Annotated in this window: 14 protein-coding genes; 5 read left to right on the top strand and 9 right to left on the bottom strand. The window is 34.7% G+C overall.

Annotated elements, in window-relative coordinates; genetic code table 11:
• Positions 1-48 precede the first annotated feature (48 nt).
• The 3 genes from DBR39_RS10815 to rpiB form a co-directional block, all read right to left on the bottom strand.
• Complete coding sequence (locus DBR39_RS10815) at positions 49-561, bottom strand: hypothetical protein (protein ID WP_124532960.1); 513 nt, start codon at positions 559-561, stop codon at positions 49-51.
• The gene (gene rnr / locus DBR39_RS10810; protein WP_124532958.1) at positions 545-2,713 is read right to left on the bottom strand and encodes a ribonuclease R; all 2,169 of its coding nucleotides are present in this window, start codon (positions 2,711-2,713) and stop codon (positions 545-547) included. Before rnr ends, DBR39_RS10815 begins: the two co-directional genes overlap by 17 nt.
• 335 nt (positions 2,714-3,048) lie before the next feature.
• Complete coding sequence (gene rpiB, locus DBR39_RS10805; RefSeq protein WP_103234702.1) at positions 3,049-3,483, bottom strand: ribose 5-phosphate isomerase B; 435 nt, start codon at positions 3,481-3,483, stop codon at positions 3,049-3,051.
• Positions 3,484-4,126: 643 nt separating this feature from the next.
• Here rpiB and DBR39_RS10800 point away from each other — a divergent pair.
• A complete protein-coding gene (locus DBR39_RS10800) occupies positions 4,127-5,317 on the top strand; it encodes a phosphoglycerate kinase (RefSeq protein WP_124532956.1) in 1,191 nt (396 codons plus the stop codon).
• Positions 5,318-5,582: 265 nt separating this feature from the next.
• The gene (locus DBR39_RS10795; RefSeq protein WP_124532955.1) at positions 5,583-7,481 is read left to right on the top strand and encodes a hypothetical protein; all 1,899 of its coding nucleotides are present in this window, start codon (positions 5,583-5,585) and stop codon (positions 7,479-7,481) included.
• A 499-nt stretch (positions 7,482-7,980) separates the two neighbouring features.
• Here DBR39_RS10795 and DBR39_RS10790 read toward each other — a convergent pair whose 3' ends face one another.
• The 6 genes from DBR39_RS10790 to DBR39_RS10765 all read right to left on the bottom strand — a co-directional run bounded on the left by DBR39_RS10790 (position 7,981) and on the right by DBR39_RS10765 (position 16,736).
• On the bottom strand, positions 7,981-8,802 hold the full coding sequence (locus DBR39_RS10790; RefSeq protein WP_124532952.1) for a class I SAM-dependent methyltransferase: 822 nt from the start codon (positions 8,800-8,802) through the stop codon (positions 7,981-7,983).
• Positions 8,803-8,919: 117 nt separating this feature from the next.
• Complete coding sequence (gene mnmG, locus DBR39_RS10785; RefSeq protein WP_124532950.1) at positions 8,920-10,782, bottom strand: tRNA uridine-5-carboxymethylaminomethyl(34) synthesis enzyme MnmG; 1,863 nt, start codon at positions 10,780-10,782, stop codon at positions 8,920-8,922.
• A gap of 147 nt (positions 10,783-10,929) precedes the next feature.
• Complete coding sequence (gene ybeY / locus DBR39_RS10780) at positions 10,930-11,349, bottom strand: rRNA maturation RNase YbeY (protein ID WP_124532948.1); 420 nt, start codon at positions 11,347-11,349, stop codon at positions 10,930-10,932.
• 4 nt (positions 11,350-11,353) lie between these two features.
• A complete protein-coding gene (locus DBR39_RS10775) occupies positions 11,354-13,513 on the bottom strand; it encodes a patatin-like phospholipase family protein (protein WP_124532946.1) in 2,160 nt (719 codons plus the stop codon).
• Positions 13,514-13,515: 2 nt separating this feature from the next.
• Positions 13,516-15,963 carry a bifunctional UDP-N-acetylmuramoyl-tripeptide:D-alanyl-D-alanine ligase/alanine racemase gene (locus tag DBR39_RS10770; RefSeq protein ID WP_124532944.1) on the bottom strand — a complete coding sequence of 816 codons (2,448 nt, stop codon included), beginning with the start codon at positions 15,961-15,963 and terminating at the stop codon, positions 13,516-13,518.
• Between the two features lie 185 nt (positions 15,964-16,148).
• Entirely contained in the window at positions 16,149-16,736 is a 588-nt protein-coding gene (locus DBR39_RS10765; RefSeq protein WP_124532942.1) for a thymidine kinase, read from the bottom strand.
• A gap of 61 nt (positions 16,737-16,797) precedes the next feature.
• On the opposite strand from DBR39_RS10765, the gene DBR39_RS10760 reads away from it, so the two are divergent.
• From DBR39_RS10760 to DBR39_RS10750, 3 genes are read left to right on the top strand one after another with little or no spacing between them, the layout of a single operon-like run.
• On the top strand, positions 16,798-18,276 hold the full coding sequence (locus DBR39_RS10760; protein WP_124532940.1) for a hypothetical protein: 1,479 nt from the start codon (positions 16,798-16,800) through the stop codon (positions 18,274-18,276).
• 2 nt (positions 18,277-18,278) lie between these two features.
• Positions 18,279-18,953, top strand: coding sequence for a 16S rRNA (cytidine(1402)-2'-O)-methyltransferase (gene rsmI / locus DBR39_RS10755; RefSeq protein WP_103233754.1), 675 nt, complete (start codon positions 18,279-18,281; stop codon positions 18,951-18,953).
• Between the two features lie 6 nt (positions 18,954-18,959).
• The gene (locus DBR39_RS10750; protein WP_124532937.1) at positions 18,960-20,471 is read left to right on the top strand and encodes a WG repeat-containing protein; all 1,512 of its coding nucleotides are present in this window, start codon (positions 18,960-18,962) and stop codon (positions 20,469-20,471) included.
• The last annotated feature ends 17 nt before the right edge of the window (positions 20,472-20,488 follow it).

Here is a 20,488-nt window from a genome sequence, read left to right as displayed (position 1 = left end):
TGGGAACAACCTCTTTTGCGTTATACTTTGCTGATGATCTCAACAAATTTATTTTTCAAGGCAATTTTCATTAAAAGCAAACTCGAAGTCTTTTCTAATTTTAAGCCCAAAAATACCTCGTTCAAAGGTATAAGTAATCTGATTTTTAAACAACATTCTTTTATAATCAATGAGAAAACTTCTCGTCATATAAGAATATTCATAGGCATTTCCACTCAAATAAACGTAAGTTGTCTTTCCTTTCTCATGGCTTCGTACACTTCCAACCTCTGAAATCATATTTCTGAAACAATATGTTTCTTTGGTAGGATTCATTCCTGTAAGATAATTGATCAAAAAGAATCCATTAATTATCTGTGGAAATGTAACTCCAAAAAAGTACTTTTTCCCTTGTTTATCAATATTAATAATATTCCTTTTGATTAAAATATTACATAGGGCTACAAGGACGATCATAGCGAGCAAAAACAGATAAAAATTGATAACAGTGTTAAAAATGACTGTTACCAATAATATTGCATTTAAGATACTAAATACAATATACTTATCTATCCTGGTCATTATCCACAATCTTGAAGTCAAGCTGCTTTTGAATCAAATTCGCTTTCACTACTTTGATCTGAACCTGATCTCCCAACTGATATTTATTTCCATGTCTTGACCCATAAACAGCGTGAGTTTTGGCATCATACATATAAGAGTCATCTACCAGGTCTCTTAATTTGATCAGACCTTCAGCACCGTTTTCTGGAATTTCTACCCAGAATCCGAATTCTGCAACCCCTGAAATTACTCCCGTGAAAGTTTCTCCAAGATGTTTTTCCATGAATTTCACCTGCATATACTTGATAGAATCTCTTTCTGCATCAGCTGCTAATCTTTCCATTGAACTGCAATGTTTAGCTTTTTCCTCCAGCTCAGGTTTGGCCGGAGATTTTCCTCCATCCAGATAATGCTGAAGAAGACGGTGGGCAATCAAATCCGGGTAACGACGGATAGGAGAGGTGAAGTGGCTATAGTATTCAAAACCTAACCCATAGTGGCCAATTGGTTCTGTAGAATACACCGCTTTACTCATACTTCTCATCGCCAGTGTTTCGATCATATTTTCTTCTCCTTTCCCTTTCACATCATGAAGAAGCTTATTCAAAGATTCTGCAACCTTCTTGGTATTGGCAAGATCCATTTTATATCCGAAAGTAGCTACAAAGTCTCTTAATGACTCTAGTTTTGCCGGATCCGGATCGTCGTGAACCCTATAAATAAATGTATTGTTTGTGATCTCTCTCTTTTTGGTCAGGGATACAAACTCAGATACTTTTTTATTGGCCAAAAGCATAAATTCCTCGATCAGGTGATTAGAGTCCTTGCTTATTTTAAAATAAACGCCGATCGGTTGATTATTTTCATCCAGATTGAATCTTACTTCACTTCTGTCAAAAGTAATAGCCCCTCTTCTGATACGCTCATTACGCATGATCTTCGCAAGTCTGTCAAGAACATTGATTTCTTCAGCTAGATCTCCCTGTCCGCTTTCTATGCGCTCCTGAGCTTCCTCATAGGTAAATCTTCTGTCTGAATGAATAACTGTTCTTCCAAACCACTCTTTCTGAATTTCTGCATTGTCATTTAATTCAAAAACAGCTGAAAAAGTATATTTATCTTCGTGTGGACGAAGGGAACAAACATCATTACTCAAAACTTCCGGAAGCATTGGTACCACTCTGTCTACAAGATAAACCGAAGTGGCTCTCTTATACGCTTCATCATCAAGGATAGTCCCCGGAACTACATAATGGGACACATCTGCAATATGAACACCGATTTCCCAGTTTCCATTTTCCAGTTTTCTCATTGACAATGCATCATCAAAGTCTTTAGCGTCCTTAGGGTCAATGGTAAACGTACAGATGTTACGCATATCCCATCGTTTTGCAGCTTCTTCGTCAGTAATACTTCTGTCAATTTTATCTGCATCTGCTTCCACTTCCTGTGGAAATTCATAAGGCAGACCATATTCTGCAAGGATAGAGTGGATCTCTGTTTCATGTTCTCCCGGTGCACCCAATACCTGAATGATTTCACCTTCTGGATTTTTATCTCCGGGTCTCCATTCGGTCATTTTTACAATTACCTTATCTCCATCTTCAGCATTGTTGAACTTTGCTTTTGAAATAAAGATATCTGTGTTGATTGATTTTTTATCACAAACAACAAAGCCGAAATCCTTATGAGCCACCTTCTGAAATATCCCTACAAACTCAGTTCTGGTTCTTTCCAAAACTTCCAGAACAGAACCTTCCAGTTTCTTTCCTTTATAATGATAAGTTATAATAAGAACCTTGTCTCCCTGCAAAGCATCCTTCACATTTTTGGCATGTACAAAGACATCATCTTCCAATCCTTCCACTTTTACGTAAGCATTTCCGCTTTGGTTGAAGTCAATAATTCCAGTTAGGGTTCCTGCTATTTTCAGGTTCACAATATACTTTCCTTTTTCCACTTCTTTGATCTTTTCGGATCCCTGAAGTTTGTGCAGTGCCTGAATTACAAGTTCTCTTTGTCTCGGATTTTTGTAATCTATACCGTCGGAGATCTGCTTATAATTATAAATTTTAGATGCATTCGCATTCATAAAACGGAGAATCAATCTTCCGATCTCCATCATTTTTAAATCATTTTTATGACTTATATATTTTCTTTTTTTTGGCATTTTAATTTTCTTTTTAAATGTTTTGGTCTTAGTTCAAATAAAACCTTTTTCTAATCTTCCTTCTCTATTCCTTATAGAGGTTATTCAATTTCATCATTAGATTCTTTGTGTAAAATCATCAGAACTTATCTTTCAGTTTACTTACAACGGGAGCTTTAGTTTTGTATAAATTTAATACAATTCTTGAGAAGAAAAGAGAAAAACCTTCTATTAAATATATTTCAAATATAAGAAAGGCTTTGGAGAATAATAGAGTGTAATTTCTATTGGACAGTGCAAATGTACGAATAAAAAATAAATAAGGCTTGTAATACGATTTACAAGCCTTAGTATATTTAGCAAACAGCAATTTTATCAACTCTGTTCTGGTGTCTTCCACCTTCGAAGTCTGTTGAAAGAAATTTATCTACAATTTCAAGAGCCAGTTCCTTTGATATAAATCTTGCCGGCATTGAAATCATGTTGGCATCATTATGCAGTCTTGCCAGTGTTGCAATCTCCGGCATCCAGCAAAGTGCGCATCTTATTTTCTGATGTTTGTTCGCCGTGATCTGAACCCCATTTCCGCTTCCGCAGATCAAAATTCCGAGCTCATTTTCTCCGTTTTCCACAGAGGTTGCAGCAGGGTGTACAAAGTCCGGATAATCCACACTGTTTGTGGAAAACGTTCCAAAATCCTGTACTTCAAAACGTTCTGAAAGGTAGTTCTTAACAATCTCCTTATATTCATAGCCTGCATGGTCCGCTGCAATCGCAATTTTTCTTTTCATAATACTCTTATTAAGCTTTATTAGATTCTATTTCCTTACAAAGGTAAGAATAATAACAATTCGTGTTAGTAAACCGTGAGTTAATTGTGAAAAGGTATGTTAATAACTGTGGAAAACTTTTATCAACTTTCTATTTTTAAAGATCAATTTATTTCGTAATAGAAAACCTTTCGGCAAATTTTCACCACAACTTTCCAGATGTTTTCTTCAGCTATCCCCAGATTTCTCCATAATAAAATAACTAATAATTGATTCCTGTCAAAGTTACCAACATTTGTTAATAAGTATGTGAAATAGCGGGTTTACAAGGGTTTATATTGTGAGTTAAATATGAATTTAATACAAGTTGAGTGTTACCAACTTTTAAGCTAAAACTTATCCCCTAAACTAACAACATACAACAACAACTACATTATTCTTTTTCTATAAAGAGATAAAATTGTTGATTAATGGGTGATTGGGTTTGGGGAAAGTTTTTGAAAACTTTTATTTTAATGAAAGTGTTGAAAAAGTTTAAAACCTTACATTTGTGAAACAGAAATTCAATAAGATTTATGAAATTATCGTTGCGAGATTTTCCGGAATGAACCCTGGACTTTGACCACGGCGGTTTCATGAAACTTAGAAAAAAATAAATCTACTTATGAAAACAATCAATGATTTTAATTTTAAAGACAAGAAGGCTCTGGTAAGAGTGGATTTCAATGTTCCTCAGGACGATCAGCTGAAGGTGACAGACAACACAAGAATTGTTGCTGTAAAACCAACAGTGGAGAAGATCCTTAATGATGGTGGTTCTGTCATTTTAATTACCCACCTTGGGAGACCTAAAGGGGAGGTTAAAGATGAATTTTCTCTTAAACATATTGTTGGCGAAGTTTCTAATGTTCTAGGACAGGAAGTGAAGTTCGTGGATGAATGTATTGGGGAAAAAGCAGAACAAGCTGCTGCTGAACTAAAACCAGGGGAGATCTTATTATTAGAAAATGTACGTTTTCATAATGAAGAAGAAAAAGGAGATGCTGCTTTTGCTGAGAAGCTTTCTAAGTTAGGGGATGCTTATGTAAATGATGCATTCGGTACTGCACACAGAGCTCATGCTTCTACAGCAGTGATTGCTCAGTATTTCGAATCAACTAAATATTTCGGTTTACTGATGGCTAATGAGCTTCAGGCAATCGATAAAGTATTAAAGAGTGGAGAAAGACCTGTTACAGCTATCCTGGGAGGTTCTAAAGTTTCAACTAAAATCACCATTATAGAAAATATCCTTCCTGCAATAGATAATCTGATCATTGGTGGAGGTATGGCATTCACTTTTATTAAGGCTCTGGGTGGAAAAATCGGAAACTCTTTAGTAGAAGAGGATAAGCTTCCTTTAGCTCTTGAGATTTTAGGAAAAGCAAAAGAACATAAAGTAAAAGTATATCTTCCATCTGATGCAATCATCGCAGAAAGCTTCAGTAATGAGGTGGAAAGAAAAGAGGTTGATATCTATGCAATCCCAGAAGGATGGATGGGACTTGATGCTGGCCATAAATCTAGAGATCAGTTCAATGATGTATTGTTAAATTCAAGAACGATTCTTTGGAATGGTCCGATTGGAGTTTTTGAAATGTCAAATTTTGCCGGCGGAACGATTGCCCTTGGTGAAAGTATTGCCGAAGCAACAAGATTAGGAGCTTTCTCTTTAGTTGGAGGAGGAGACAGTGTAGCTTTTGTTAAGCAATTTGGATATGCTGATCAGGTAAGCTATGTTTCTACAGGAGGTGGAGCAATGCTTGAAAGTCTTGAAGGACTTGAGCTGCCAGGGGTAGCAGCCATCAACAATTAAGAGAAAATAAAATAAATATTTTAAAGTCTGCTAATTATATTAGCAGACTTTTTTATTTCTGAAACAGGAGGGAAATCCTTTATTGATCGAAGTTTTTTAATGATTATAGATATAACCTGAGGTTATATGTAGCGTATATGTCTTTTAAGATAGATTTTTTTTCTTTCTGGGTTTAATAATAAAATTATTTGTTCGGATTATATTTTTTTTACGTCAAGTTTTGACGTTGCCAGCGAATACATTTGCAGTATCAAATTAAAATATTATGATGTATACAAATGAGTTTTTCGCCGTTGGAAATGCTGCTCCCAATGACAATCTAGTGCAGCTGATTGATAGCTTTACAGGGGAAAGCGTTACTTTTCAAAAAGTAAGTACCTGGATTGATGAAACGATTCTCGTTATTAACGATCCCAAAGTTCTGGAAGATGAAATTATTTACCGATCCAGAGGGAATGACTACTATGTAAATACCGTAGTTTTTTCTTCTAAAAGAGTCTATGTAACGACTTTTGGTGTAAAGTCTTCATATACTGAAGATCAAAGACCAGCCATTCAAAAAGCTTTTGATATTAGTTCCAAGCTTGGATTGAAATTAGTTTTTCCAAATGGTCATTTTCTTATAAATTCTTACAGTGATAGGCCTGAATTAGTTATTGCACACGCTAATATTTTAGAACTAAGATCTTATCTGGATATTGAATTTGAAGAATATAGCGTTCTAAAAGTTGGTTATTTTTTTGATGATAAGCCATTTGTTCTGTTCTCCGGTTTTAATAATACTGACAGTGCAAAGTTTAAACCTCTGTATAATATTACCATGAAGGGCAGGGGAGTCGTTGATTTTAATGGTGAATTGTCACAAATGAGAAGTTCATACATGCGTAGAATTGGCTTCGAAGGCGGCAATTGTACTAATGTTGATATAGATGGAATTTATTGGACTAATGGTGACCTAACCAATTGTATAAGTGTTGGTTGGTCTCAGAATGGCAGCAAAGTCACCATTCAAAACTGTATCTTCGAAGATTTGGTTAAGAGTAATGAAATTATTAATAATGATCACTCTACAATCTATGGAAATGTTAATTTTTTATCGGTGCATGATAATGTCTTCTTAGGTAATGAACAAACGAGATTAATTGGATGTGCCTGCGAAATTCACGGAAGTAATTCTTCCTTTACCAATAATAAGGTATACAATTACACTAGAATGAATTTTGTGGCTGGAATTTACACTGAAAAGGGTAATATTACAAATATTTCAATCTCAGATAATATTGCTGAAATTGTTAATTCAGGTGTATACTTGTGGCCGGATAAAAATTGTACAATCTCTAATGTATTTATTACTTCTAATAACATTAAGCATCTTCATGTACAAGGAAAAGGAATGTTGTATAATGGAGGACAGTGTTTATTTATTATTCAAGGTAAAGGCGGTAAATGTGAGAGAGTTACAGTGACGAATAACACCTCACATATTCTTTATACAGTGGGCGACTACTCCAGATACGCCGCAGGTGTTTTAGCTTCCACAGAGTCCTTGGAAATCACTGATAATCACTTTGTAGGCCATTCTCTTGGTTTCTTATTTGATAAGGATCATGACGAAATTAATAGTCAATATGCAGAATATTCATTTATAAAGGTTTCCAGAAATCATTTTACAGCCATTTCGAAGCTAATAACAATGGTTGCTAAACGAGTGAATTATTGTTTAGTATCTGATAATGCATCAGTTATACCGGTGTCTACGGTAGAAGACGTAATCAGTATTACAAGTGATTTTATTCAGTCTACTACCATCAGAGATAATGTGTATATCTCTAATCAGCCTAAAGTGGAATTTACTCCTTCAGCTGTATTTCTAGCAGATCCATCGAATAAAGCTAAATATATTTTATCTAAAATAAATACTCCTGTACCTACTATTAATGGAATGACATCAGCTTTGATCAGCCCTGTACTTTCCAATAGTCATAGAAGGGTAGGCGCAATGTATACGATTCAACCTACGTACCCTTTTCCTGAACTATTTTTTAACGCGCATACTTTTGGAACGACATCACCTTTAAGTGTGAGATTTAAAGTTGATAATATGACTCCTTTTACCTTTCCAGCAAATTCAAGCTTATTAAGTAACTTGATTGTTGATTTATAAATAACATAAAAACCGGATCAATTCCGGTTTTTGTTTTTAAGGTGATAAAATTGACTTTCATAAATACTTCTTAAATCAATAAATTATACTTTTCCGATTATTAACACCTTTAAGTACATTTAAAGGGAAATTAATTATGATTCTGAAAGAATTTGGTTTTTTAAATTCTATTTTTTTCCATTTCAATCAATTTTATGCAAAATTTTTAAAAAATTAATTTTTGTAAGCAGGACGAAAGTTTTAAGAAATCAGAGAAGAGAATTATTGATCATTGATTTTTTGATTGTCTATGAAATGGAGTAGGGGAGAAGTTTTAAAAATTGAGAAAAGCAATCTGGAAATTTTTCGATCGCAGCTGAAGGATTTTTTTAGAAAGCTTAAAATGGATACAAACTAATTTCGATGAAATAAAAAACTCAGGATTTTTTCCTGAGTTTTTTAAATTTTATAGTGAAAATGCTGAAAACTGACCTTCATAAACAGGTCAAAAATCGATTTTCTATCTTTTTTCGATAATGTATATCAAACTTGAAAATTCGTTTGAAAAAAGTGCCTTTACGTTTGAAATTGTTCCGTGAATGACCGCTTTTGCCCAAAATAGGGGTGATTTTTTGTATTTTTCGCTTAACATTGAGATGTAATACGAATCTAGTACAAGAGGTTTTATTTTTCTTAATTTCCAGTCTGGTTTTTTAGAAATTAAATTTTCCATACCGTTTTTAGAAAAATGGTAGATGTGTCTTGGTACATCATAGGCTGCCCAATATTCTTTATAATGTTTAGCATCATAAGAAGTAGGGTTGGGAACTGCAATAATAAGAATTCCTTTTTCCTTTAGTTTATTATGAAAAATGTTTAGCATTTCATTTTGGTTTTCGATATGCTCAAAAACATGCCAGAGTGTAATCGCATCTAAACTTTTATCTTCAATTTTACTAATGTCGTCTAGTATTACAGCTTTTGTTATTTTACTTTTTGCAGCTTTTCTTGCGTCGGCATCAGGTTCAAAACCGAAGGTTTCAAAATCATTTTCTATATATTTTACAAATTCTCCGGCTCCGCATCCGTAATCCAAAACTTTTGATCCTTTCTTAATTCTATCTATAAGAATATTTTTTTTGTACTGCAGATTAAAAGACTGTAGAAATTTGTAAAGTTTTTCTTTCAGACTTCCGGAATCCTGGTGGTGAGAAATATAATCTTCGCTTTCGTAATATCTGGAAATATTGGATGGAGTAGGGGTGGTTTTAAATACACCTTTTGTTTCTGTTTCTTTTATTTCAAATATTTCCTGTGAAAGAAAATGATCTTTTATTTTCATTGAAATCGGTATCTTTTTTATCTATTCAAAAAAATTAAGATATTCAGAGGCTATTATACACTCAAAATACCTTAATTCTTGTTTTATTTTTTAATGTTTCACGTGAAACATTTCTTTTTAACGTCCTAAATATACTAATAAGACATTGATATCTGCTGGAGACACCCCGCTTATTCTTCCTGCCTGAGCAATTGTCTTCGGACGTACATTAGACATCTTCTGTTTTGCTTCTGTAGAAAGGCTGGAAAGGTTAGTGTAATCAAAATCTTCTGGGATTTTTATATTTTCCAGACGGTTTAATTTTGCTACGTTTTCTTTTTCTTTCTCAATATAGCCTTTATATTTGATATTGATCTCTGCCTGTTCTCTTACTTCCTCATTATATTGGGAAGAAACCTCTTTGATAAAGTCTATTTCATCCAACTTTTTCAATGTGATATTAGGTCGGGTCAATATTTGAGCAGCTCTGTAAGCCTGATCTACCGGATTACTTTCTATAGATTCAAGAATAGGGTTGATAACACCTGGTTTTAAAGAAGTTTCTCGAAGGAACTCTTCAAGTAGTTGACTGTCAGATATTTTGGCTTCTACTTTTCTTAATCTGTCTTCTTTGGCCAATCCAAGTTGGAATGCCTTTTCAGTTAACCTGATATCAGCATTATCCTGTCTCAAGAGAAGCCTGTATTCAGCACGTGAAGTAAACATTCTGTAAGGTTCTTCAGTTCCTTTGGTGATCAGGTCATCAATTAATACTCCAATATAAGCTTCATCTCTGTTTAGAATAAAGTCGCCTTTTTCATGAACTTTATTATGGGCATTGATACCGGCAATTAAACCTTGACCTGCTGCTTCTTCATATCCTGTTGTTCCATTGATCTGTCCTGCGAAATATAAATTGTCAATTAATTTTGTTTCCAGGGTATGCTTCAATTGGGTAGGAGGGAAGTAGTCATATTCAATAGCATAACCTGGACGGAATACTTTTACGTTTTCAAATCCTGGAATATGTTTCATAGCTTTGATCTGTACATCTTCAGGAAGTGAAGAGCTGAATCCGTTTACATAGATCTCCACAGTTTTCCATCCTTCCGGTTCTACGAAAAGCTGATGTCTGTTTCTTTCTGCAAAACGATTAATTTTATCTTCAATACTTGGACAGTATCTTGGACCTAAACTTTGAATCGTACCATTGAACATTGGACTTCTATCGAAACCTTCTCTCAAAATATCATGTACCGTTTCATTCGTATATACGATATGGCAGCTTAATTGTTTTGTTAATTTTGGAGTATCAAGATAACTGAACTTTTGAGGATTTTCGTCTCCTTTCTGTTCTTCCATTTTTGAATAATCCAAACTTCTTCCATCTACTCTCGGTGGAGTACCGGTTTTCATTCTTCCTGCTTCAAAACCTAAAGTGACCAATTGCTCTGTAATTCCAAATGCTCTTGGTTCACCCATTCTTCCTCCGCCTAATTGTTTATCTCCAACGTGAATTAATCCATTAAGAAAAGTTCCGTTAGTAAGAACAACAGATTTTCCTTTGATCTCAATTCCTAAAGAAGTAACAACTCCGGTTACTTTATTATTTTCAACAATCAGTTGTTTCACCATATCCTGAAAGAAATCAAGATTGGGAGTATTCTCTAATGCTAAGCGCCATTCTTCGGCAAAAAGCATTCTGTCATTTTGGGTTCTCGGAGACCACATCGCGGGACCTTTTGAAAGATTTAGCATTTTGAATTGAATAGCAGATTTGTCTGCTATAATTCCGGAATATCCTCCCATTGCGTCAATCTCTCTTACGATCTGTCCTTTTGCGATTCCGCCCATTGCCGGGTTGCAACTCATCTGTCCGATGGTCTGCATATTCATTGTAACGAGTAGTGTTTTTGAACCAAGGTTGGCTGCTGCGGCAGCGGCTTCACAACCTGCGTGTCCGGCACCTACTACGATCACATCATATATTTCTGAAATCATTTTTATCTCGCTTGTTTTAAGCTTTTAATCTTATCTTTATAACCAATGTTTCACGTGAAACATTTTTGAAGAATGCACTCTAGGTAAGCTTATATTACTGCTAGAATATAGCACTTTATATAACGGACCTTAAGTGATTGTTTAATTTTAAATCTTTAAATCCCGATACTTGGTCAAGTACAAATCTTCCATTCTCCGCATCTCTTTTTCTTCCTCTTCCGTCTTATCTTTGTAGCCTGCAAGGTGTAAAATCCCGTGGGCTAAAACCCTTCTTAATTCTTCTTCATAATCTCGGGAAAGGGTAGAGGCGTTATCAGAAATGCGCTGCAAAGATACAAAAATCTCAGCGCTTATTGTCTTGCCTTTTACATAATCAAAAGTGATGATATCCGTATAATAATCATGCTGTAAATAGTCCTGATTGATCTTAAGAAGATATTCATCATCACAGAAAATATAATTGATTTCTCCTATTTTTTTTCCTTCTGAAAGAATAAGATCTTCCAGCCATTTTTTGTAATCTGTACTTACCGACTCTGGTAAGTTTTCGTAAAAGAACTGTATCATTTTTTTAAAACCAGTGTCCTAAAATAACACTGAATATACCTTTTTGGTTATTTTTAAGTGAGTGGCTGAAGTTTACTTTAATCTGTCCAAAAGGAGATTTGTAACCAGCCGTTAATCCCAGTGAGCTGTAATTTACTTTAACTGCATCTTCAAACTTGATATCGTTTGATAAATTAGCAAAGCTGAAGTTTCCACTGATGAAATAGTTTTTATTGAATTTAAATTGAATATCGTTAGACGCTAATATCACATTATTCGTATAAAGCTGGGCAAAATAAAAGCCTCCAAAGCTTTTGAAATTAATAATATTTTGTTCGAAAATCCCTCCTAATCTGTATTGATAATAAGCAGGAAGGTGTTCACCAAGTGTAATTCCTCCAAATAGATTAAGACGGTAAGAGAATTGTTTGCCAAGAGGAATATTGATTTTAAGATCTGCCTTGATTTGAATAATCCTTTTATCAACTTCTGATTTTAAAAGGTCTATAACTTTCCCTTCAGCAGCAAAATAGACCCCTTTGGTAGGGAATTCTTTGTCATCCTGTGTATCTGTTTTTATGAAGACATAAGGGTTCAGAAAACGGCTGTAACGTCTGTTGTCTCCATTGCTGTTTTCCGCCTTAAAGTAATCGTGGCTCATACCTCCTCCAATGGCAAATTTATCCTTCCATATAGACTGTATATAAACTTCATTTCTGCTCCATTCCCATCTGTCGATAACATAATTGTCGACATTTTTAAGGTCAAAGCTCATTCCTGAGGAATAAATACCAAATCCAGGAATATATCCGTTATCTATAAAATAGTTCAGGTAATATCGTAATCGATCTCCCACAACGAAATCAAAAGAAAGATTTGAGTTTTTGAATAAAAGTCTTTTTGCAGAATAATTCAAAAGAAGCCCGGTCTTAAAAACTTCGTCATAATGCAATCCGAATTTTAAAAAATGACGGGTATCATCTTCGGTTACATAAAGCTTTAAATAGTTGGCATCATTTTCCTGAACGATATCATAATTGATAAAACTATAGTTGTTTGTAGCAACCAATTTATCAACCATTTTATTGATGCTACCATAAGTCTGTAAAGAGGGTAGACGCAGTCCCATTTTCCCAAGCGTATAGTTTTTACCGTATATCTTGCTTCCTTCTATAGAAATACTGTCGATCTTATATACATTGGAATAAATAGGGTTTATACGCTGTCTGAGGCGGTCAAATGGCCGCTTTGGTAACTGATCCAGTATCTGAGAATATTTCAGTCCTTCTACATATCCGCTGTCCAGAATTTTCTTCTTATCATCATAGCTTGTAGCTGACATCCCTTTCAGGTTGGGTTTGATATTGATGTCTGTATATTTATACTGTTTTCGGGTATCTTTTTTTATTCCAAAATCGATTACCTGATTCAGGATGGATATAATGTTGTTTAAATCCTCTCTTTTTGACAGGTCCTGATTCAGGTCCACACCGATGACAATATCAATTCCTTTGTCCTTTAAAGGCTTGGAAGGGTAGTTTACCGTCATTGCTCCATCAATATATATACTGTCGCCAATTTTAATAGGATCCATTAAAGATGGAAATGCAGAACTCGCCATAATAGACTGTACCAGATCTCCTTTTTCAAAAATCTGCATATTTCCACTCTCCAGATTGGTGGCAACGCAAAGAAAAGGAATGGGCATTTTGGAAAAATCTTCGATATTGGAAACGTTTTTAAAAAGTTCTTTCAGAAGATAAACATTTCTCTGGCCGGTACTGATAGAAGAGGGAAGTGTGATTTTTCCATTTTTGAGTGGAATGGATAAAAGGTATTTGTCTACGGATTTGTTGAAAAAGCTGGCTTCCTGTCGTGATTTCGGATCCATAATCAAGGAATAGAAATCTGTATCCATGACTATTTTTTCAATTTCTTTTCCGGAATAGCCTGCCGCATAGAGTCCTCCAACTATGGCTCCCATGCTTGTTCCCGAAATATAATCCACCTTTACTCCCAATGAATCTAATACTTTAAGAACTCCGACATGTGAAAAGCCTTTGGCACCACCACCGGCGAGGGAGAGTCCTATCTTTGGATTTTTCGGAATCACCAAATCTTTTTTTACCTGAGAATGGACCAATAGCAGTGGGAATATGAAAAGCAGAATCAGGAGTTTTCTCATAGTTAATTTTTTATATAAATCCGTTTCACCCGAGGGGAAATGGAGGTTAATACTTCATAGGTTATCGTTTTGCAGTATCCTGCGAATTCTTTTAAACTTGGTTTGGCATTGAAAACAGTTACCGTATCACCTTCTTTTACATTCGGAATATTGTCTACATTGATCATCATCATGTCCATACAGATATTTCCAACAATAGGAGCAAGCGTTTTGTTGACCCCTAAACTTCCTACCTGATTTCCTATCAGCCTTGGAATACCGTCTGCATATCCTACAGGGATTGTTGCAATTCTTGTAGGGTGATCCGCTTTATATTTTCTGCTGTAACCAACAGATTCTCCGTTCTCAACCATTGATATCTGTGAAATTACGGTTTTAAAGCTTACCACAGATTGTAATTGCTTCTGTATTTCGTCATCGGGAGATTCTCCCAACATACCGATACCAATTCTTACCATGTCATACTGATGATCCGTATAACTCGTTATCCCGGATGAATTCAGAATATGGCGGATAGGAGTGTAGCCTAGTTTTTCAGTTAGGTAGCTGGAGTTTTTCTCAAAAACGGCAAGCTGCTTTAAAGTAAATTCTTTCTCTTCAGGCATATCAGAAGAGGATAAATGGCTGAACATACTTTGGACTTTTAGATTTTTTTGACTTAAAGTCTCGCTTAACTGATCCAGCTCAAAATCTTTAAAACCAAGACGGTGCATTCCTGTTTCCAGTTTGATATGGATCGGGTATTTTTTATCATGCCCTGACTTTTGTACAGCTTCATAGAACAATTCCAACACTCTAAAACTATAAATTTCAGGCTCAAGGTTGTATTCTATAATGGTATGATAACTGTGCTGCTCAGGGTTCATTACAATAATGGGGGTTGTAATTCCTTTTTTACGAAGTTCTACACCCTCATCAACGTAAGCTACTCCAAGGTAATCTATATGATGATGCTGAAGAAATTCTGATACCTCATAACTTCCAAGTCCATAAGCATTGGCTTTTACCATTGCCATCATTTTGGTTCCTGGTTTCAGCAGAGATTTATGATAGTTGATATTATGAAGAATTGCATTAAGGTTTACTTCCAGTACCGTATCATGTTTTCTAAGTTCAAGAATATCTTTAAGCCTTTCGATCTCAAATTTTCTGGCACCTTTCAGCAGAATGATCTGATTTTCTAATTCAGTAAGATATTTACTTTCAATTAACTCTTTAGTGTCAATGAAAGTATAAGTTTTAGCTTTAAATAATTCACTAAATAATGATATTTCATCCCCGATTAAAAATACAGAATCAAAATTTTGTTCATTGACCAGTTCGGAGACTTCTTCATACAATTCCTGAGAATTGCTGTTCACTCCTACAATATCTGTTAGGACCAGAGATTTTTTAGGTTTGTTATACTCATTCAAAAACTGAAGGGCCGTTTTCAGAGAATCGAGGTCAAGATTAAAAGAATCGTTGATAACAATATTGCTCTTATTTCCTTCAATCGCTTCAAGCCTCATTTCAACGGCTTTTAAAAGGTTGATTTTTTCAACGATCTTTTTATTTTCGATATGAAGTTCCTTAAGGACTGTAATAAGCGCCATAGCATTGGTTAATGTCGCTTCGTCTCTTTGGTGGGCTGGAAAACTGATTTCTTCCCCCAAATATTCAACAATAATGTTTTCATCCTTGGAAATATTGTTTTTGATGAAAACCTGATTCTCTTTTTTAAAACCGTAAGAAATTAATTTTTTATCAGAATAGGAATTATTAATTTTTTGATCTACCAAAGAATGGTCACCATTATAGATGATGATTTCAGAATCCTTAAAAAGTTTGATCTTTTCATCAATCAGTTCTTCTTCGGAAGAAAAATTGGCAGCATGAGCCGTTCCTATATGGGTAAGCAATCCGATCTGAGGATGGAAAATATTTTCAAGTTTTTCCATTTCATGAGGTTTTGAAATTCCCACTTCAAAAATTCCAAGCTGATAAGAGCTGTTGATTTGAAGAAGAGAAAGTGGAAGACCAATCTGGGAATTGAAACTTTTGGGACTTTTTACAGTAGGAAATTCATTCCACAGGCATTGATATAACCATTCTTTTAAAATAGTTTTACCATTACTACCAGTGATTCCGATAGATTGTATGTGAGAATTCTCGAAATGGTACTTTGCTAATTTTTGAAGAAAGTCTACAGAATTTTCAACAATGATCCAGGTTATATTTTCAAACCCGGGATAATGATGCTCAGAAATAATAATATTGATCCCTCTGTCTATTGCAGATTCTATAAACTTTTCACCAGAATTTTTAGAGGTATTGATCGCGATAAATGCAGTATTCTTGGTAGAATAAATAATCCTGCTGTCGTATGCTATATTTTTGATCAATAAATTTCCGTCTCCAATGATTTGTGCATTGGCGATCTCTGCAATGTGTTGTACTGTATAATCCATTGGTACCCTTTCTGCTTTATTTTTAAGGCGAAATGGCAAAAAGGTAAAATAATAAAGAGGAAGAAAAAGTTTTTATAAGCCAGCTTCTCCTTTTTGAAATTTCACAATGCTGCTTTTTCGCTTTTCATTTATATTAGTGAATATAATGTATGTTTTGGTGCATTCAGCCTTTGCTGTTTTGCAATTTATTTTCTTTTTAAAAGTACTTCGTCAATAAAAACGCGGCGGCTTACTGCTTCATAGCTTTCGGTTTCTCCCAACTCTACCAGATTATCTCCCTGGGAAGTTCTCATAGAATAGTTGGCAAGATTCCCTGTTCTCTTACAAATAGCATGCACTTTTGTAACATATTCGGCTGTAGCCATCAAATTGGGCATAGGTCCGAACGGACGGCCTAAAAAGTCCATATCCAATCCTGCAATGACCACTCTTACACCGCTATTGGCAAGTTGGTTGGCAATATCAACAATACTTTCATCGAAAAACTGAGCTTCATCAATTCCTACTACATCACAATTGGAAGCTAACAGAAGAATTTCATTAGGGTTTTCTACTGCTGTACTACGGATTTTATTCTGATTATGAGAAACTACATCCTCTTCAGAATATCGTACATCCAATTTGGGTTTAAAAATTTCCACGTTCTGTCCTGCCATCTCTGCCCTTCGCAATCTGCGTATCAGTTCTTCGGTTTTACCGGAAAACATAGAGCCACAAATTACTTCCATCCAACCACTTTGTTTGGAATGATTAATTGTATTTTCTAAAAACATTTGTTAAATTAGCCGTATATTTTTAACATCAAAAGTAAGCAATTTTAATAAGAATCTTATTATGCAGAATATCCAAGATTTAAGGGAAAAGATTTTTTTTGAATCCATGAATATCATTGATAATCTGGACAAAATAAGTAATATAGACGAATTACTTTCCAAGCAAGATCTTGTAGATGAGCTTGCTAACAGAATTTCTTTTTTGAAATTGCTGGAAAAAAATATTGAATATTTCGTAGCTGATGATCCGGCTCATCAACACCTCTCTTTTGTATCAGGAGAAACGGAATATCATGATTCAGGGAATGAAGTGACGGAAGAGGAAGCTATTTTTAATAATGAGCTGAACGAAATTGATGAAAATGAAATTTTTTCAGACGGATCTGAAGAAGAGGAAGCCGTTTTCAATAATCAATTGAATGAAATTGTTGAAAATAAATTCCATGAGAATATTGTAAGCTTTGTAGAAGAAAATCACGAAGAAAAAGCATCTGAAAACACTCAGGAACAAGCTTCTAATCATGAAATTCTGGAAGAAGAAGCCGTATTCAATAATCAGTTGAATGAAATTGATGAAAATGAGATTTCTGAAGAGCAGAGAGCTGTTCTGAAATTTGTAGACGAAGATAAAATTCTTGCGGATGCTAAACCGGATTCTGATGAAGACCTCAATGAAGATTTATTTTATGATGAAGTGACTGAGGAAGAAGTTATTTTCAATAATCAGCTGAATGAAATAAATGATACAGAAGAGGAAATCTCCGAATCAGAAACCAAAAAAGAAACAGATTCTGCTGTTGTAAATGATGCTAAAATACCAGTAACAGAAATTATTCCTAGTATTTTTGATACTGAAACTTTAGATGATGAAATACTGATTGAGGAAAACGAAGAACAATTTGTTGCCTCAAATATTTCAATACAAGAAGGAGAGATGATTACAGAAACTTCCAACGTGGAAAATATTCTGAGTGAAATCAAAAATGACCACTCTGAAGAAAATACAAAGGAAGAAAGCATCCTTGCTGAAGTCTATGACAGAAGAAAAATTGTAGAAATTGACAAACCTGTTCCTGAAGAAACAGATAAACATCCTTCCGATGAAAGCTTCGAAAATTTAGAAGAATATCATCGGGAGAAAAAAATAAAATTAGCCAATATCAAAGGAATGAAGGCTGTTCAGTCACTTTTTGATGACGATCACCTGGAAAGAGAATTTCCTAAGGAAGAAACTCCTGTTTCGGTTGTAAAAGAAGATACAGGAAGCATTCTGAAATCTAATATTCCTACGAACTTTATGGAAGCTGACAAGCAGAAACCTGAGTTTAAGCTGGATCTGAATGACAGAATTGCTTTCTCAAAAATGCTGTTTGAAGGAAGCCAGATCGATCTTAATGATGCCGTATTCCAGCTGAACCAATTCAAAACGATGGAAGAAGCCAAAGAATATCTTAGTGATCTGTACTATGAGAGAAAATGGAATAAAGTGGATGAATATGCCCAGAGACTTTGGATATTGGTGGAAAATAAATTCTTATAATTTTGAGCGGAATCCTATATTTTGTTCCCACACCCGTTGGGAACCTGGAAGATATGACGTTCAGGGCAGTAAAAGTCCTGAAAGAAGTTGATTATATTTTATGTGAAGACACCAGAACTTCTGGAATACTTTTAAAACATTTTGAAATCTCCAAGCCTTTAAAATCTTATCATTTACACAATGAGCACCAGGCAACAGAGAAAGTAATTGGAGACCTTAAAAGCGGTCAGAATATCGCTATTATTACCGATGCCGGAACACCGGGTATTTCGGATCCGGGATATTTACTGGCAAAAGCAGGCGCAGATAATCAGATTGATATGATATGTCTTCCGGGAGCGACAGCCCTGATTCCGGCACTTGTAGTTTCAGGACTTCCCAATAATGAGTTTTTATTCGCTGGATTTTTACCACAAAAAAAAGGAAGACAGACAAAGCTAAAACAGCTTGCTGAAGAAAAAAAGACGATAGTTCTTTACGAAAGCCCGCATAAAATCAATACGACTCTGGAGCAGATCAAAGAATTCTTTGGAGAAGAAACCAAGGCAAGTTTAAGCCGCGAAATCTCCAAAAAATTTGAAGAAACTAAGCGAGGGACAATCAACGAGTTAATTGAATTTTCCAAGAGTAAAACCTTAAAAGGAGAAATCGTTCTTATAGTCAATAATTCTATTTAATTTTCCTTGAAAAAATTAGTTTTTGTATTGTGTTCTGTAGTTTGTACAGCACAGACTAACCAATATATGAAGGTTATCCTGTCAAAAAAGATAGGGAAGGAGGTCAATTCCTATTCGGACGGATATGGAACAATATATGACTCCGGGACCAAAAAACAGGGAATTGTAGATTCTCTGGGAGCCATTACCTTTAAATCTCCTTATAAAGGGGGAATTCTGCATGTTTTTAAAAACAGGTTTATCCTTTATTCAGAGGAAGGAAACAATAGAAAATCAGCCATTATTGATGAGAAAGGAAAAGAGCTGGTCTCTTTGGATAATCAGGAGTTTAATACACCATGGTGGAGTAAGGAACGTATTATTTCTTCAAAACAAGACAAAGAAGCAGTTTATGATTACAATGGAAAGGAAATCATTCCTTATTCAGAAAAGATCCGTTTTTCAGGGAAGAACAGATTTTTTGTTTTAAAAGATAACAAGTGGTTTCTATATGATCTCAACGGAAAGCAGGTCAGCAGCCGGGAATTTAAAGAAGATTATAATTTTGAAGGGGGTAGAGCATTGATTATCAATGATAATAATGAAAGTGAAATCATTGGAGATAATGGGCAGACTTTACATCAATTTTCGAAACAGGTTGTGAACATCAATGCTTATCCCTATCTGATTACCAGGAATAAGAGTACAGGTAAGTATGGCTTAATCGATGTTGAGGAAAATACACTTGCAGAAGAAATCTTTAGTGATGTCACCCCGGAATATTTCGGCGGAAAAGAATATATCTACCTCGAAAAAAAAGGAAAAACAACTGTTTTCAGTAAGAAAGACAGGAATTTGTATCCCCAGGCTTTTAAATATTTAAATCCTTTATTGAATAACTTCTTCAGCGTTTACAATGATAAAGTAAAAAAATCCGGTATTATCGATCTTCAGGGGAATATAATTCTCCCGCAGGAATATGATTTCATCAGGAGTTTTACCATTTCCGGAAAAGATTTCATCTATCTTAAAAAAGAGAATGAAGAACAATTTCTGGATAAAGACCTCAAGAATATTGTAGGAGATGGAGTCCAAATTTTAGGTTTCTATCCTGAGAGTCTTATCCTTGAGAAACAAGGTAAGTATTATATTTTTTCAGTAGCAGATCACTCGATGAAGGAACTGAAAAACATCAGTCAGATAAAAAATGAGAATGTTGAGTACTTTAATCCTCTTAATCAATATTCAAAACCTTTGGTATGTAAAAATACAGCCAGTTTTTATGGCATTCTGGATGGTAAAGGAACAGAAATTGTACCTTTTGTTTACGAAGACATCATAACATTCGGGAATGCTGAAAACGAAATTGTGGTAAGAAAGGAAGGGAAATTCGGAGTTTCAAATTTCCAGAATGAACTCCTAAAGGAAATTATTTATGATAAATATTTTTGGCAGAAAGAAGTTCTGAAACTAGATAAGGATAAAAAAACAGACTTCATTTATTTCACCAGATTTAGAAATAATACTGTTCAGCTTTAATAAAAGCTAAATAAACA

Origin of the sequence: Chryseobacterium sp. KBW03, assembly GCF_003852415.1 — a bacterium.
In the GTDB taxonomy this organism is placed as follows: Bacteria; Bacteroidota; Bacteroidia; order Flavobacteriales; family Weeksellaceae; genus Chryseobacterium; species Chryseobacterium viscerum.
The sequence above is the reverse complement of the archived record's forward strand: the minus strand, read 5'-3'. Positions and strand labels throughout refer to the sequence as shown.

What these genes read in the sequence shown, in the direction of transcription:
- rnr (WP_124532958.1), bottom strand. Translation starts at nt 2,713, where the DNA reads ATGCCAAAAAAAAGAAAATATATAAGTCATAAAAATGATTTAAAAATG.
- rpiB (WP_103234702.1), bottom strand. Translation starts at nt 3,483, where the DNA reads ATGAAAAGAAAAATTGCGATTGCAGCGGACCATGCAGGCTATGAATAT.
- ybeY (WP_124532948.1), bottom strand. Translation starts at nt 11,349, where the DNA reads ATGATACAGTTCTTTTACGAAAACTTACCAGAGTCGGTAAGTACAGAT.
- DBR39_RS10790 (WP_124532952.1), bottom strand. Translation starts at nt 8,802, where the DNA reads ATGAAAATAAAAGATCATTTTCTTTCACAGGAAATATTTGAAATAAAA.
- DBR39_RS10760 (WP_124532940.1), top strand. Translation starts at nt 16,798, where the DNA reads ATGCAGAATATCCAAGATTTAAGGGAAAAGATTTTTTTTGAATCCATG.
- DBR39_RS10795 (WP_124532955.1), top strand. Translation starts at nt 5,583, where the DNA reads ATGATGTATACAAATGAGTTTTTCGCCGTTGGAAATGCTGCTCCCAAT.
- DBR39_RS10775 (WP_124532946.1), bottom strand. Translation starts at nt 13,513, where the DNA reads ATGAGAAAACTCCTGATTCTGCTTTTCATATTCCCACTGCTATTGGTC.
- DBR39_RS10800 (WP_124532956.1), top strand. Translation starts at nt 4,127, where the DNA reads ATGAAAACAATCAATGATTTTAATTTTAAAGACAAGAAGGCTCTGGTA.
- DBR39_RS10765 (WP_124532942.1), bottom strand. Translation starts at nt 16,736, where the DNA reads ATGTTTTTAGAAAATACAATTAATCATTCCAAACAAAGTGGTTGGATG.
- DBR39_RS10815 (WP_124532960.1), bottom strand. Translation starts at nt 561, where the DNA reads ATGACCAGGATAGATAAGTATATTGTATTTAGTATCTTAAATGCAATA.
- DBR39_RS10770 (WP_124532944.1), bottom strand. Translation starts at nt 15,963, where the DNA reads ATGGATTATACAGTACAACACATTGCAGAGATCGCCAATGCACAAATC.
- mnmG (WP_124532950.1), bottom strand. Translation starts at nt 10,782, where the DNA reads ATGATTTCAGAAATATATGATGTGATCGTAGTAGGTGCCGGACACGCA.